The organism is Streptomyces sp. RG80 (assembly GCF_040446465.1).
Lineage (GTDB): Bacteria > Actinomycetota > Actinomycetes > Streptomycetales > Streptomycetaceae > Streptomyces.
In genome coordinates this window covers 1,175,603-1,189,529 of the sequence record NZ_JBEAAJ010000001.1, presented here as the reverse complement: position 1 = coordinate 1,189,529, position 13,927 = coordinate 1,175,603, and the positions used below count along the sequence as shown (strand labels likewise).

General features: G+C 70.1%; 14 protein-coding genes. 8 read left to right on the top strand and 6 right to left on the bottom strand.

Translation table 11 applies throughout. From position 1 onward, the window contains the following. Positions 1–77 precede the first annotated feature (77 nt). The 7 genes from ABKA17_RS05485 (at position 78) to ABKA17_RS05455 (ending at position 6,855) form a co-directional block, all read left to right on the top strand. Positions 78–596: an Lrp/AsnC family transcriptional regulator gene (locus ABKA17_RS05485; RefSeq protein WP_353690659.1), complete on the top strand. Its 519-nt coding sequence runs from the start codon at positions 78–80 to the stop codon at positions 594–596. 19 nt (positions 597–615) lie between these two features. Beyond that, positions 616–1,980, top strand: coding sequence for an aspartate aminotransferase family protein (locus ABKA17_RS05480; protein ID WP_353690658.1), 1,365 nt, complete (start codon positions 616–618; stop codon positions 1,978–1,980). Between the two features lie 211 nt (positions 1,981–2,191). Next, positions 2,192–2,932: an ABC transporter ATP-binding protein gene (locus tag ABKA17_RS05475; RefSeq protein WP_353690657.1), complete on the top strand. Its 741-nt coding sequence runs from the start codon at positions 2,192–2,194 to the stop codon at positions 2,930–2,932. Continuing rightward, positions 2,914–4,326 (top strand): hypothetical protein, encoded by a 1,413-nt coding sequence (locus tag ABKA17_RS05470; RefSeq protein ID WP_353690656.1) that lies wholly within the window; start codon positions 2,914–2,916, stop codon positions 4,324–4,326. Before ABKA17_RS05475 ends, ABKA17_RS05470 begins: the two co-directional genes overlap by 19 nt. Before the next feature lie 99 nt (positions 4,327–4,425). Next, a complete protein-coding gene (locus tag ABKA17_RS05465; RefSeq protein WP_353690655.1) occupies positions 4,426–4,845 on the top strand; it encodes a VOC family protein in 420 nt (139 codons plus the stop codon). Between the two features lie 36 nt (positions 4,846–4,881). Beyond that, positions 4,882–6,003 (top strand): LOG family protein, encoded by a 1,122-nt coding sequence (locus ABKA17_RS05460; RefSeq protein WP_353690654.1) that lies wholly within the window; start codon positions 4,882–4,884, stop codon positions 6,001–6,003. Between the two features lie 147 nt (positions 6,004–6,150). Continuing rightward, positions 6,151–6,855, top strand: coding sequence for an LAETG motif-containing sortase-dependent surface protein (locus tag ABKA17_RS05455; protein ID WP_353690653.1), 705 nt, complete (start codon positions 6,151–6,153; stop codon positions 6,853–6,855). An 81-nt stretch (positions 6,856–6,936) separates the two neighbouring features. Here ABKA17_RS05455 and ABKA17_RS05450 read toward each other — a convergent pair whose 3' ends face one another. The 5 genes from ABKA17_RS05450 to ABKA17_RS05430 all read right to left on the bottom strand — a co-directional run bounded on the left by ABKA17_RS05450 (position 6,937) and on the right by ABKA17_RS05430 (position 12,622). Continuing rightward, positions 6,937–7,959, bottom strand: a complete 1,023-nt coding sequence (locus ABKA17_RS05450; protein WP_353690652.1) for an ABC transporter ATP-binding protein — start codon at positions 7,957–7,959, stop codon at positions 6,937–6,939. Next, the gene (locus ABKA17_RS05445) at positions 7,959–9,560 is read right to left on the bottom strand and encodes an ABC transporter permease (RefSeq protein WP_353690777.1); all 1,602 of its coding nucleotides are present in this window, start codon (positions 9,558–9,560) and stop codon (positions 7,959–7,961) included. The genes ABKA17_RS05450 and ABKA17_RS05445 overlap by 1 nt, the downstream gene beginning before the upstream one ends. Before the next feature lie 71 nt (positions 9,561–9,631). Next, on the bottom strand, positions 9,632–10,720 hold the full coding sequence (locus ABKA17_RS05440) for a thiamine ABC transporter substrate-binding protein (protein ID WP_353690651.1): 1,089 nt from the start codon (positions 10,718–10,720) through the stop codon (positions 9,632–9,634). A 219-nt stretch (positions 10,721–10,939) separates the two neighbouring features. Beyond that, complete coding sequence (rlmN, locus tag ABKA17_RS05435; protein ID WP_353690650.1) at positions 10,940–12,046, bottom strand: dual-specificity RNA methyltransferase RlmN; 1,107 nt, start codon at positions 12,044–12,046, stop codon at positions 10,940–10,942. A 42-nt stretch (positions 12,047–12,088) separates the two neighbouring features. Then, positions 12,089–12,622, bottom strand: coding sequence for an NUDIX domain-containing protein (locus tag ABKA17_RS05430; protein ID WP_353690649.1), 534 nt, complete (start codon positions 12,620–12,622; stop codon positions 12,089–12,091). A 151-nt stretch (positions 12,623–12,773) separates the two neighbouring features. Between ABKA17_RS05430 and ABKA17_RS05425 the strand changes: the two genes are divergently transcribed. After that, positions 12,774–13,178 (top strand): hypothetical protein, encoded by a 405-nt coding sequence (locus tag ABKA17_RS05425; protein ID WP_353690648.1) that lies wholly within the window; start codon positions 12,774–12,776, stop codon positions 13,176–13,178. Positions 13,179–13,208: 30 nt separating this feature from the next. On the opposite strand, the gene ABKA17_RS05420 is transcribed toward ABKA17_RS05425, so the two are convergent. Further along, positions 13,209–13,658 (bottom strand): SRPBCC family protein, encoded by a 450-nt coding sequence (locus ABKA17_RS05420; protein WP_353690647.1) that lies wholly within the window; start codon positions 13,656–13,658, stop codon positions 13,209–13,211. Positions 13,659–13,927 lie beyond the last annotated feature (269 nt).

The following is a 13,927-nucleotide window of genomic DNA, read 5'->3' as shown; positions in this document are numbered from 1 at the left end:
TGCTGCGAAATCCGCAGGTCTGAATCACGTAAACAACGAATTTCATCGCTGCGGCCTTGCGAAACCGTCGAGACGTCGTGCACAGTGAGGTCGTGGCCAGTCGAAGCGCAGAGCACAGGGACTCCCGCGAGTCCAGGAACGGCACCAGCCCCAATCTGGACGCCGTCTCCCTCGCCATCATCGAACAGCTTCAGGAGGACGGCCGCCGGCCGTACGCCGCCATCGGCAAGGCCGTCGGCCTCTCCGAGGCGGCCGTGCGCCAGCGCGTCCAGAAGCTGCTCGACCAGGGCGTGATGCAGATCGTCGCCGTCACGGACCCGCTCACCGTGGGCTTCCGGCGCCAGGCGATGGTCGGCATCCATGTCGAGGGCGATGTCGAGTCCGTGGCCGACGCGCTGACCTCCATGTCCGAGTGCGAGTACGTGGTGATGACCGCGGGCTCCTTCGACCTGATGGTGGAGATCGTCTGCGAGGACGACGACCACCTGCTGGAGGTCATCAACCGACGTATCCGCGCCATCCCCGGCGTGCGCTCCACCGAGAGCTTCGTTTATCTGAAGCTCAAGAAGCAGACCTACATGTGGGGAACCCGATAACCGTGAGGACCCGATAACCGTGAGCTCCAAGGACCTCAGCCAGACCGCGTACGACCACCTGTGGATGCACTTCACCCGCATGTCCTCGTACGAGAAGTCGCCCGTGCCCACCATCGTCCGGGGCGAGGGCACCCACATCTACGACGACAAGGGCAAGCGCTACCTCGACGGTCTCGCGGGCCTGTTCGTGGTCCAGGCCGGCCACGGCCGCGTCGAGCTCGCCGAGGCCGCCTTCAAGCAGGCCCAGGAGCTCGCGTTCTTCCCCGTGTGGTCCTACGCCCACCCGAAGGCCGTGGAGCTGGCCGAGCGCCTCGCCCACCACGCGCCCGGCGACCTCAACAAGGTCTTCTTCACCACCGGTGGCGGCGAGGCGGTCGAGACCGCCTGGAAGCTCGCCAAGCAGTACTTCAAGCTCACCGGCAAGCCGACCAAGTACAAGGTCATCTCCCGCGCGGTCGCCTACCACGGCACCCCGCAGGGCGCCCTGTCCATCACCGGCCTGCCGGCCCTCAAGGCCCCCTTCGAGCCGCTGGTCCCCGGCGCGCACAAGGTGCCGAACACCAACATCTACCGCGCCCCGATCCACGGCGACGACCCCGAGGCCTACGGCCGCTGGGCCGCCGACCAGATCGAGCAGCAGATCCTCTTCGAGGGCCCCGACACGGTCGCCGCGGTCTTCCTGGAGCCGGTCCAGAACGCCGGCGGCTGCTTCCCGCCGCCGCCCGGCTACTTCCAGCGGGTCCGCGAGATCTGCGACCAGTACGACGTCCTGCTGGTCTCGGACGAGGTCATCTGCGCCTTCGGCCGCCTCGGCACGATGTTCGCCTGCGACAAGTTCGACTACGTCCCGGACATGATCACCTGCGCCAAGGGCATGACCTCGGGCTACTCCCCGATCGGCGCCTGCATCATCTCCGACCGCCTGGCCGAGCCGTTCTACAAGGGCGACAACACCTTCCTGCACGGCTACACCTTCGGCGGCCACCCGGTCTCGGCCGCGGTGGGCCTCGCCAACCTCGACCTGTTCGAGCGCGAGAACCTCAACCAGCACGTCCTCGACAACGAGGGCGCGTTCCGCTCGACCCTGGAGAAGCTGCACGACCTGCCGATCGTCGGCGACGTCCGCGGCAACGGCTTCTTCTACGGCATCGAGCTGGTGAAGGACAAGGCCACGAAGGAGTCCTTCAACGACGAGGAGACCGAGCGCGTCCTGTACGGCTTCCTCTCCAAGGCGCTGTACGACAACGGCCTGTACTGCCGCGCCGACGACCGTGGCGACCCGGTCGTCCAGCTCGCCCCGCCGCTGATCTCCGACCAGGGGACCTTCGACGAGATCGAGCAGATCCTGCGCGCGACGCTGACCGAGGCCTGGACGAAGCTCTAGTAGCTCGCAGTCCGTTCCCGCCTTCGGCGGTTCAGCCGCTTATACGGCCCGGGGTGCACCCGTCCGAGTGAGAAGGACGCACCCCGGGCCGCGTGCTGTCCGGGGTTTCCACCCCGTCTCTCTAGCGTGCCTGGTAACCGATCGGCCCTGTCTTCGTTCCCCCGCACGGGGGATTTGACGAGGCAAAAGGATCTGAACCGAGGTGTACGCCATGGTGGCCCCGCCCGACAACGACGTTCTCTGGGCTCGTGCCCTGCACTTCACCTACAAGGACGGCTCACCCGGCCTCGGTGGTGTCTCGCTCGGTGTCCAGGAGGGCGAGATCCTCGCCGTCAGCGGCCCGCGCGGCAGCGGCAAGACGACGCTCCTGCACTGTCTGTCCGGACTGGTCCCGGCTCAGCGCGGCGAGGTCTGGTTCAACAGCGTGCCGGTCCACACGATGGGCCCGATGACCCGCGAACGGCTGCGCCGCGACCGCTTCGGCTGGATCGACCCGGCCCCGGTGCTCGTCCCCGAGCTGAACGTCTGGGAGAACGCCGCCCTCCCCCTCATGCTCCGCGGCACCAGTCGCCGCCGCGCCAAGACGGCCGCGCTGGAGTGGCTGGAGCGCCTCGACGTGGGCGACCGGACCCGCAAGCGCCCGCACGAGCTGAACCAGTCGGAACGCCAGCGCGTCTGCATCGCGAGGGCCCTCGCCCCCGCCCCGACCGTGTTGTTCGCGGACGAACCGACGGCCCCGCTGCACCGCGCCGACCGCGGCCACGTCCTGCGCACCCTCACCACCGCCGCCCGCTCGCACGGCATCACCGTGGTCCTGGCGACCCACGAGGCGGAGACGGCCGCGCTCGCCGACCGCACGGTCTCGCTCCTGGACGGCCGCCGCGTGCACACGGTCCACCTCCCCCCGGTCACCGAGTCGGAAGGCCGGGCCGCGTGCTCGCTCTCCGTCTGACCCGCGGCGCGAAGCCGGCCGTACAGCTCCGCCGGCTGCTGGTGGCCATGGCCTCGGCGGGCACGGGCTTCCTGCTGCTGTGCACCCTCGGCTACGCGATGACCCACCAGGACGATCCGACGGGTTCGCTGCTCCGCCTGGCGTGGTGCCTCACCCCGCTGGCGGCCACGGTCCACTTCGCGATGGCGGTGGCCCGCACCGACCCGGGCACCCGCCCCCGGCCCGGCCTGGCGGCCATCGGTCTGGGCCCCGCCCGTCTGATGGCCGTCTCGGCGGCGACCACGGCCCTGTCCTGCACCCTGGGCTCGATGCTGGCGCTCCTGTTCTTCCTCCACCTGCGGGGCGACCTGACGGGCATGCCCTTCGACGGGGCGGCGGCGGAGTTCCTCGCGGCGGACGAGTCCCTGCCACTACCGGCCGCCCTGACACTGCTGGGCCTGGTCCCGGTGATCGCGTCGGTCGCCGTGGCCCTCGCCCACCGCCCGAAGGACACCCGCACCGCCGCGACCCGGCGGGCGGCCCGGTCGTACGGCAGGTTCGGGGCGTACGGCAGGACCGGGGCACGGGAGACGTTCGGCGCGTACGGCAGGTTCGGCGCCCGGCTGCGCGGAGCCGTCCAGCCGGCGGGCGGTCCAGCCGCCGAGGCGGCTCCCGAGCCGAAGAAGACCGGCGCCCCGCCCGCGCGGACAGGCGACCCCGCCCCCGCGGCGCCCCCCACCGACGAGAGCCGGCCCCACGACCCGACCCCCAACGACCTGGCCCCCCACGTCCTGCCCCCGGCGCCCCGAGAAGCCCCCAAGGGCCTCCCCTGGGGCATCGCGGTCCTCGCCGCGGGCCTGGCCACGGAGGCCTACGCGACCCGGGCCACGAACCCCCGTCCCCTCACCATGCCCGGCGGCCTGACCACCGCCCCCGTCCCCGTCCTCCTCGGCTGGCTCCTCACCGCCACGGGCCTCGCCCTCGCCGGCCCCGGACTGACCCACCTCTGCGGCCGGCTGCTCCAGTCCGCCCGCCCCGGAGCCCTGCGCCTCCTCGCCGGACGTGTCCTCATGGAGGAGGCCACCCGCATCGGCCGCCCCCTCGGTGTGGTCTGCGCGGTCGCCTCCGCGACGTACGCCATGACGGAACTCCAGGACCCGGGCACCGACGCCTTCGGCCCGCTCACCACCCTCGGCACGCTCCTGGTGACCGGCTGCACGATCGCGACTCTGCTCACCGCGGCGGTGGAGGCCAAGCACGCCCGGGCCGACACCACCGCCGCCCTGCTCCGCCTCGGCGCCCCCGCCACGATGCTCCGCAGTGCGGCCGCCCTGCGCGCGGGCGCGGTACTGGCCCTGTTCGCCCCGCTCACCCTTCTCGTCGCCGAGCTCGCGGCGATGCCGCTGACCCGCTGAGAAACTCCTCCGAAAAAAGTTGACCTCCCGCCGATGAGTTCCGCTCATCGCCCCGGTCTACCCACCGAACACGACGAACCCCGATGGGAGAGACCCGACATGACCGCCACGCCCTACCAGCAGATGATCTTCGTCAACCTGCCGGTCGACGACCTCGACGCCTCGAAGAAGTTCTTCACGGAGCTCGGCTACTCGATCAACGCCCAGTTCAGCAACGAGGACGCGGCCTCCGTGGTGATCAGCGACACCATCGTCGCGATGCTGCTGACCAAGTCGTTCTACTCGACCTTCACGAAGAAGGAGATCGCGGACGCCTCGAAGGCCAGCGAGGTGATCCTCTGTCTGAGCGCCGAGAGCCGCGAGAAGGTGGACGAGCTGGTCGAGAAGGCGGGCGCTGCGGGCGGCACCGTGTCGGACAAGGTCCAGGACCCCGGCTTCATGTACGGCCGCGCCTTCGACGACCTCGACGGCCACACCTGGGAGGTCGTGTGGATGGACCCGGCCGCGATGGAGGGCTGAACCACCCTCACAATTCGCCCTGTCTAGCATGGGCGGGTGCACACGATGCCCGCCCATGCGGCCCACCACGACGACCGTGAGATCGAGACCCTCGAAGAGTTCGACGCGACGGTCTCGGCCCGCGGCTCCCTCGCCGGCTTCCGTGTCCAGGCCGTCGATCTGACGGACCGCACACGGGAGTTGCTCGCCACGGACACCGCGAACGCCGTCTTCCTCGGCTGCCCGATGCGCGAGGACGCGGCGGCCAAGGTCCGCGCGGACGGCGCGATGGTCTTCCCGCCCGTCCCGGGCCTCCCGTTCGACCCGTACCGGGGTCTTCTCTACTCGCCGGACGAGCTGTTCGCCGGCCTCGCGAAGGGCTACGAGGAGACTCTCGACGCCCGCGCGTACGCCTGGTTCCAGCAGACCAAGGCCGACGGCGACATACTCGCCTCGATGCTCCGCTCGATCCATGACGACGCCGTCTCGGACGCCCTGGACGAACTCCTCAGAGACACCAGGGTCGTGGGCGTCATGGGCGGCCACGCGATGGGCCGCGGCACGGACGCCTACGCCGGTGCCGCGCGGCTCGGCCGGGAGCTGACCCGGGCCGGCTTCACGGTCGCCACCGGCGGCGGCCCGGGGGCGATGGAGGCGGCGAACCTCGGCGCGTACGCCACCCCGTTCGACGACGAGATGCTCACCGAGGCGCTCCAACTCCTCGCCAAGGCACCGAAGTTCACCCCCTCGATCACCGACTGGGCGGCGGCCGCGTTCGAGGTGCGCACCCGTTGGCCCCGGGGCGGCGCGTCCGTGGGCATCCCGACCTGGTTCTACGGCCATGAGCCGCCGAACCCCTTCGCCTCGCACATCGCCAAGTACTTCGCCAACGCCACCCGCGAGGACGGTCTGTTGGCCCGCTCGAACGCCGGTGTGGTGTTCCTGCCGGGCGCCGCCGGGACCGTACAGGAGATCTTCGACAACGCCACGCCCAACTACTACGAGTCACGCGGCGAACCGACGCCGATGGTGCTGGTGGACCGGGTGCACTGGACCGAGAAGCTGCCGACCTGGCCGCTGCTGCGGTCACTTGCCCGGGAGCGGTCTATGGAGTCGCGAATCGCCCTGGTTGACCGAATCGAGGAGGCTCCGGAGGCGTTGAAACGTCTCGGTGGTTAATAAGACGGCAAAGGCAATGCCCAGGATGCGCCTACACGTTGACACTACTTACGTCACGCTTATAAACCTGTGAGTCTCGTGGGGATCGTGATGTCACATCACTTCTCCCTCAACCCCCCGCATTTGCGCATCCCGTAAAGGACAAACGTGGCAGTTCTGTCCATATCCCGCCGCACCGTCGCACGTTCCGTGCGCATCCTCGGTGTCGCCTCCGCCTCGGCCGCGCTCGCGCTCGGCGTCGCCGGCAACGCGCTGGCGTGCAACATCAACGAGTTCTCCGCCGAAGCCAAGTGCGACGGCGAGAACGGCGTCATCACCGTCACCGACGTCGACAAGGCCGGCGTCAAGGCCACCGTCTCCGTGTACCTGGTCGACAACAACGCCGACGTCCGCAAGGTCGGCGAGCAGACGGTCAAGGGCTCCAAGGAGGGCACGACCATCACCTTCGAGGAGGACTGGGCGCCCAACGCGGAGTACCGCATCCACGTCGAGGCCCTGCCTTACATCAAGGGTGAGGACATCAAGCCGAACCTGACGACCCCGTCCACGGCCTGCAAGAAGGAGGAGGAGTCCCCCACGCCGACGGCCACCCCGTCCCCGTCGGAGTCCGCCTCCACGCCGGCCGAGGAGCCCTCGAGCCCGGCCCCGTCGGCCTCGGAGAGCGAGAGCACCGCCCCGGCGGCCACGCCGAGCAACGCTCCGACCCCCGCGGCCGGTGACTCCAACCTCGCCGAGACCGGTGCGAACTCCAACACCGGCGTCATCGCCGGAGTGGCGGTCGCCCTGGTCGCCATCGGTGGCGGCGCGGTCTTCTTCGGCCTGCGTCGCCGTGGAGCGAGCAGCACCCGCTGACGTCCCGCCCGTAGTACCTGTGGCCCGTCCTCCGTCAGGGGACGGGCCACAGTCATGCGAGCCCCCGGTGGCTGTGCAGACTCAGTCGAGTACGACGATCTCGTCCCCGTCGAACTCGACCCCCACCCGGTCCCCGACCTCCGGCGCCTCCCGCAGCGCGCACGCCGCCTCCAGGCGCGGCCCGTCCCCCTCCGGCCGCAGCCGTACGGCGACATGCGTGCCCTTGAACGTCCGGGCGGCGACCGTGCAGAGCAGTCCCTCGTCGGCGCCCACGAGCCGTACGCCCGCGGGTCGCACGAGCAGGCTCCGCACACCCTGCGCGGACCCGACGGGCACCGGCAGCTTCCCCCAGGGCGTGTCCGCGGCCTCGCCGCCGACCAGGCCCTCCACCACGTTCTCGAAGCCGAGGAAGCGGGCCACGAACTCGTCCACCGGCCGCTGCCACACCTCAAGTGGCGTACCGGACTGGGCGATCCGCCCGTCCCGCATCACCACGACCCGGTCGGCGAGCGCGAAGGCCTCCCCCTGGTCATGGGTGACCGCGAGCACGGTCGTGCCCAACCGCCCGAAGAGTTCCCTGAGTTCGACGACCAACCGCTCCCGCAGCGAGCGGTCCAGCTGCCCGAGCGGCTCGTCCAGCATCAGCAGCCGGGGCCGGGGTGCGAGGGCGCGGGCCAGCGCGACGCGTTGCTGCTCCCCGCCGGAGAGCGAGGCGACGGCCCGCCGCTCGGCACCGGGCAGACCGACGAGGTCGAGCAACTCCCTTACCCGAGCCGTCTGTTCGGCCTTCGCCGTGCCGTGCATCCGCGGTCCGAACGCCACGTTCCCGCCCACGTCCCGCTGCGGGAACAGCTGGTGGTCCTGGAACATCAGCCCGACCCCGCGCTTGTGCGCGGCCACCCCCGCCTGATCGCGGCCGTCCAGCGACACCCGCCCCGCGTCCAGGTGTTGCAGCCCGGCCACCGCTCGCAGCAGCGTGGACTTCCCGCTCCCGCTGGGCCCGAGCACACACACGATCTCGTGCTCGGCGACCGCCAGGTCGACCGCGTCCAGCACGGCCCGGCCGCCGAAGCGGACCGTCGCGCCCTCAAGGCTCAGCAGCATCAGAACTCACCCGTCCGATCGGTCCGCAGCCGCTCGAGCACCAGCAACGCCACCGCGCACACCACCATCAGAATCGTCGAAAGGGCCATCGCCTGCCCGTAGTTGAGGTCACCGGCCCGCCCCAGCAGCCGCGCCACCGCGACCGGCAGCGTCGGATTGTCGGGCCGCGCGATGAACACGGTCGCCCCGAACTCCCCCAGCGACACCGCGAACGCGAACCCGGCCGCGATCAGCAACGCCCGCCGCACCAACGGCAGATCGACCTCCCGCCACACCCGCCAGGGCGACGCCCCGAGCACGGCCGCGGCCTCCCGCAGCCGGTGGTCCACGGCCCGCAGCACGGGCAGCATGGTCCGTACGACGAAGGGGACCCCGACCAGCGCCTGCGCGAGCGGCACCAGGATCCACGACGCCCGCAGATCCAGCGGCGGCTCGTCGAGGGCGATCAGGAACCCGAAGCCGACGGTCACCGCGGACACTCCGAGCGGCAGCATCAGCAGCGCGTCGAAGCCCCGTACGAACCGTCCCGCGTCCCGCCGGGTCAGCGCGGCCGCGGCGAGTCCGCCGATCAGCACGGCGATGGCGGTGGCGGCGAGGGCGTACTCCAGCGAGTTCCCGACGGCCTCGATCGGCGGGACCAGGAAGACGCCGCCGTCGCTGTGGGTGAGGGCCCGGTAGTAGCCGAGGTCGGGGGCGTCGAGCGACCGCTGCACCAGCACGGCGAGCGGCAGCAGAAGCAGCACGACGACGGTGGCCAGCACCCCGGCAAGCAGCGCCCACTGTCCGGCCCCGCGCGGCCGCCGGGCCGTCAGCGACGCGTCCACCAGCCGCAGTGCCGTCTCCCGCCGCCGTACGGTCCAGGCGTGCAGGGCGAGGATCGAGCCGACGGCCACGAACTGGACGATCGTCAGGACGGCGGCCGTGGCCAGGTCGAAGATCTCCGAGGTCTGCCGGTAGATCTCCACCTCGAGGGTGGAGAAGGTCGGTCCGCCGAGGATCTGCACCACACCGAAGGAGGTGAAGGTGAACAGGAAGACCATCAGGGTCGCGGCCGCCACCGCGGGCCCGAGCGCGGGCAACGTGACCTTCCGCCAGGCGCGCAGCCGGGACGCGCCCAGCATCCGCGCGGCCTCCTCCTGCCGCGGGTCCAGCTGGGCCCAGAGCCCGCCGACCGTCCGTACGACGACCGCGTAGTTGAAGAAGACATGCGCGAGCAGGATCGCCCACACGGTCGTGTCCAGCCGTACGCCCCACAGCTCGTCGAGCAGTCCCCCGCGCCCGACCAGCGCCAGGAACGCCGTACCCACGACGACCGTCGGCAGCACGAAGGGGACGGTGACCACCGCCCGCAGCACCTGCTTGCCGGGGAAGTCGAAGCGGGCGAAGACATAGGCGCCGGGCAACGCGACCAGCAGGGTGAGCGCGGTGGAGGCGAGGGCCTGCCAGGTGGTGAACCACAGCACGTGCCGGATGTCGGACTGGGCGAGCACGTCCGTGATCCGGCCGAACTCCCACACCCCGTCCACCTTGAGCCCGCGCGCCACGATCGCGGCGACGGGCCAGGCGAAGAAGACCCCGAAGAACGCGACGGGGACGGCCATCAGACCGAGCCGCGCCGCCGCGCTCTTCGCGGAGCCCTTGCGAGCGGAGCCCTTGCGAGGGGCCGGCTTCGCTACTTCAGTACGAGCGAGGTCCACGACTTGACCCACTGGTCACGGTTGTCGGCGATCTTGGCCGGGTCCATGGTCTCCGGATCCTTGGCGGCGGGCCCGTACTTCGTGAACTCGGCGGGCACGGCCGCACCCTCGACGACCGGGTACACGAACATGTTGAGCGGCATGTCCTCCTGGAACTTCTTGCTGATCAGGAAGTCGATGAGCGCCTTGCCGCCCGCACTGTTCTTCGCGTTGCTCAGCAGCCCCGCGAACTCGATCTGCCGGAAGCACGTCCCCTCGGCGACCCCGGTCGGCGCGGTCGTCGGCTTCGGATCGGCGTAGATGACCTCGGCGGGCGGCGAGGAGGCGTAGGAGACGACGAGCGGCCGGTCGGCCTTGGCCTTCTTGCCGCCGGCGGACCCGGAGAACTCCTCGTTGTAGGCCTGCTCCCAGCCGTCGACGACCTTCACGCCGTTGGCCTTGAGCTTCGTCCAGTAGCCCTCCCAGCCGCTGTCGCCGTACTTGGCGGCGGTGCCGAGGAGGAATCCCAGCCCGGGCGAGGAGGTGGAGGCGTTCTCGGTGACGAGGAGGTTCTTGTAGGCTGGCTTGATCAGGTCGTCGAGGGAGGCCGGGGGCGCCAGCTTGTGCTCGCTGAAGTAGGCCTTGTCGTAGTTGACGCAGATGTCGCCGTAGTCGACGGGGGTGACCCGGTGCTTGTCCCCGTCGAGCTGGTACTGCTCGGCGACCGAACCGAGCCCCTTGGCCTCGTACGACTGGAACAGCCCGTTGTCGAGCGCCCGTGAGAGCAGGGTGTTGTCGACGCCGAAGAAGACGTCGCCCTGCGGGTTGTCCTTGGTCAGGATGGCCTTGTTGACGGCCTGCCCGGCGTCGCCGTCCTCGAGAACCTTGACCTTGTACCCGGACTGCTTCTCGAAGGCGGCGAGGACGCCCTTGGAGACGGCCCACGAGTTGTGGCTGACGAGCGTGACGGTCTTGGAACCGCCACCGCTGTCACTACCGCCGTCGCTGTCGGAGGACCCGCACGCGGACAGCGCGACGAGACCGAACCCGACGGCGAAGACCGTGGCCTTCTTGGTGATGCTCACTGGATTCCTCCTGGGGGTGACCAGGAAGAGACGCGGCCCCGCCCGGGACCGTGGGACAACCCACCGGCTCCCGGGCAGGGCGCAACAGCTTGAGTGATGACCGAACTTCCTACCCAGAATGACCTGGGCGAGGTTCAGAGGGTCTGCGGCCCGATTGCCGCACTCTCAGCGCTGTGGCGCTCCCCTGTCGGAATATGAAGATGTACGTACGAGCTCAGGTTACCGCTCGCCGGCCGCCAGCTGACCGCAGGCCCCGTCGATCTCCTGCCCCCGGGTGTCCCGAACGGTGACGGGCACCCCGTGCGCGGCGATGGCCTCGACGAAGGCCTTCTCGTCCTCCGGCCGGGAAGCGGTCCACTTGGACCCGGGAGTCGGGTTCAGCGGAATCAGATTCACATGCACGGGCTTGCCGCGCAGCAGCCGCCCGAGCCGGTCCCCACGCCAGGCCTGGTCGTTGATGTCGCGAATGAGCGCGTACTCGATCGAAAGCCGCCGCCCGCTCTTCTCGACGTACTCGAACCCGGCGTCGAGCACCTCGCGCACCTTCCACCGCGTGTTCACGGGGACGAGGGTGTCGCGCAGCTCGTCGTCGGGGGCGTGCAGCGAGATCGCGAGCCGGCACTTGAAGCCCTCGTCGGCGAACCGGTGGATGGCCGGCACGAGCCCGACGGTCGACACGGTGATGCCCCGCTGCGAGAGCCCGAGCCCGTCGGGCGCGGGGTCGGTGAGCGCGCGGATCGACTGCACCACCCGCTTGTAGTTGGCGAGCGGCTCACCCATACCCATGAAGACGATGTTGGAGAGCCGAGCCGGCCCACCGGGCACCTCGCCGTCCCGCAGCGCCCGCATCCCGTCGACGATCTGATGGACGATCTCGGCGGTGGACAGGTTCCGGTCCAGACCGGCCTGCCCGGTGGCGCAGAAGGGACAGTTCATCCCGCACCCGGCCTGCGAGCTGATGCACATGGTCACCCGGTCCGGGTACCGCATCAGCACCGACTCCACGAGCGTCCCGTCGAACATCCGCCACAGCGTCTTGCGCGTGGTCCCCTCGTCGGTCGACAGATGCCGTACGACGGTCATCAGCTCGGGAAGCAGCGCCTCTTGGAGCTTGGGACGGGCCGCGGCCGGGATGTCGGTCCACTGCTCCGGGTCGTGCGCATACCGCGCGAAGTAGTGCTGCGAGAGCTGCTTGGCACGAAACGGCTTCTCACCGATCTCGGCCACGACGTCCTTGCGCTCGGCGGGCGTGAGATCGGCGAGGTGCCGCGGCGGCTTCTTGGCTCCGCGCGGGGCGACGAAAATGAGTTCTCCGGGCTTGGGCATGGTCATACCAGTGTCGCAGATCAACCGGAGTGCCCCAGTCGGCTACCGCCACGCCCACAGATGCGCGGAAACCACCCCGTCGCCGGCCTCCCTGGTCCAGAAGTTCCCCGAGGACAGGCCCGGCACCTCGACGTCGACGTCGTGGAAGACGTACTCGGAGGCCAGACCGGGGTACGACGGTGAGGAGTCCCTGCGCAGACGCCGTTCGGTAGCGGTGCCCACGACGACTCCGGGACCCTCGACGCCCAGTTCCTCGGCCAGGCACCGCCGTGCCGTGGCGGACGCTTCCTCTCCCGGCTTCATCTTCTCGGCGGGGGCTTCGTTCCGCGGGCGCCACGTGCCGTCGGCCATCAGCTGCGCGATCTCCACGAGCTCCTTGCCACCCTGCCGGATCCGCAGGGTGACGACGCTGACGCGACGCAACGCCGGCCCGGAGTCCAGGGTCGTCTCCCCCGCCTCGATCTCGTCCCACAGATGCTGGACGGATTTGGTCCCGTCGGTCCCCCACGACGCGTGAGGAATGCTGTTCCCCTCCAGCCACTCCCGCAGTTGCCCCAGGCTGTTCGGAACCCACATACGCCCCGCCATACGCCCGCCCCTCGCGGTGTAGCCCGCTCCACCACCCATACGGGAGGCAGCTGCCTCGTAGCAGGAGACCCTACGGCGGAATCGTGGACGGCACACAGCTCGCAGCAGCGCCCTGTGCCTTCCAGGAGGGGACCGTTCCATGGCCGCCAACCGCCGACGCGGACGCCGTATCGCCGCCATCGCCACCACCGTCGCCGCCGTCACGCTGACCGCGGGGCTCCTCACCGGCTGCGAGGACACCGACAAAGCGATCAACTGCCTCGGCAACGCCGACACCATCGCCGACAGCCTCAAGGCGATCCACGAGGCGGGCTGGGACGCGGCGAAGGACCCGTCGAGGACCGACGAATCCATCGACACCATCGAGAAGAACCTCGACAAGATCAACGACGACACGGACGACAGCAAGGTCGACCAGGCCGTCGCCGACCTCGACAAGGCCATCAAGGACTACAACCAGGCGATCCTCGACGGCGACACCGACCCGGACAGCAGCCGGATCGACGCCGCCGCGAGTGCGCTGACGGACGTCTGCACGTCCTAGGTGGCGGGGCGCTCCAGTTAGTGGGGCGCACTAGGTGGTGGGGCGCTCCAGGCACTCCTTGAGCAGCTGCTCGTCGCGCGGGAGCTCCTTGCGGACCTGGGGGCGGACGACGAGGGGTACCAGGGCCTTGCCGAGGCCGTGCCCCTCGAAGTCGATCTCTATCGTCACGCGGGACCGGCGTCCGTCGTCGAGCGGCTCGATCTCGCCGTGGGTACGGGGCCTGACGGGGCCTTCGACTCCGTGCAGGTCCCAGCTGTAGGGAGGGTCGAGCCGGTCGAACTCGACGGTCATCGGTATCTCACGGTTCCCGATGCGCCGGGTGACCCGGACCCGGGAACCGGCGTGCACGGGCCCCTCGTCGAGCGGCTCTGCCTTGACCGCGCTCAGCTGCCATTCCGGCAGGTGGGAGGGGTCGGTGATGTACGCATAGACGTCTTCGGGACTGCGGTCGACGTCGATCACTTCACGGATGGCGGACATGACGCCCTCCTTCCAGGGCGGTCCCCTTCGAGGGCTTACAGGGGAATCGTCCCACTCGGCCGCCCACCGCAACAGCTCGACCGCCCACCGGAACAACCGGGCCGCCCCCGGAAACAGCGGAAGCCCCCGCCGAAGCGGGGGCTCCTCACCGTTACGGAAACGATCAGCCGGACCCGACGAACAGCACCAGCAGCAGCCACACCACCGGCGCCGTAGGCAGCAGGGAGTCCAGCCGGTCCATGCTGTGTCGACGCGCCGCTACCGCGGCA

Bases quoted from the DNA above. Each gene is read 5' to 3' on its own strand.
- ABKA17_RS05475 (WP_353690657.1), top strand. From the start codon at position 2,192: ATGGTGGCCCCGCCCGACAACGACGTTCTCTGGGCTCGTGCCCTGCAC.
- ABKA17_RS05465 (WP_353690655.1), top strand. From the start codon at position 4,426: ATGACCGCCACGCCCTACCAGCAGATGATCTTCGTCAACCTGCCGGTC.
- ABKA17_RS05450 (WP_353690652.1), bottom strand. From the start codon at position 7,959: ATGCTGCTGAGCCTTGAGGGCGCGACGGTCCGCTTCGGCGGCCGGGCC.
- ABKA17_RS05445 (WP_353690777.1), bottom strand. From the start codon at position 9,560: ATGGCCGTCCCCGTCGCGTTCTTCGGGGTCTTCTTCGCCTGGCCCGTC.
- rlmN (WP_353690650.1), bottom strand. From the start codon at position 12,046: ATGCCCAAGCCCGGAGAACTCATTTTCGTCGCCCCGCGCGGAGCCAAG.
- ABKA17_RS05430 (WP_353690649.1), bottom strand. From the start codon at position 12,622: ATGTGGGTTCCGAACAGCCTGGGGCAACTGCGGGAGTGGCTGGAGGGG.
- ABKA17_RS05425 (WP_353690648.1), top strand. From the start codon at position 12,774: ATGGCCGCCAACCGCCGACGCGGACGCCGTATCGCCGCCATCGCCACC.
- ABKA17_RS05420 (WP_353690647.1), bottom strand. From the start codon at position 13,658: ATGTCCGCCATCCGTGAAGTGATCGACGTCGACCGCAGTCCCGAAGAC.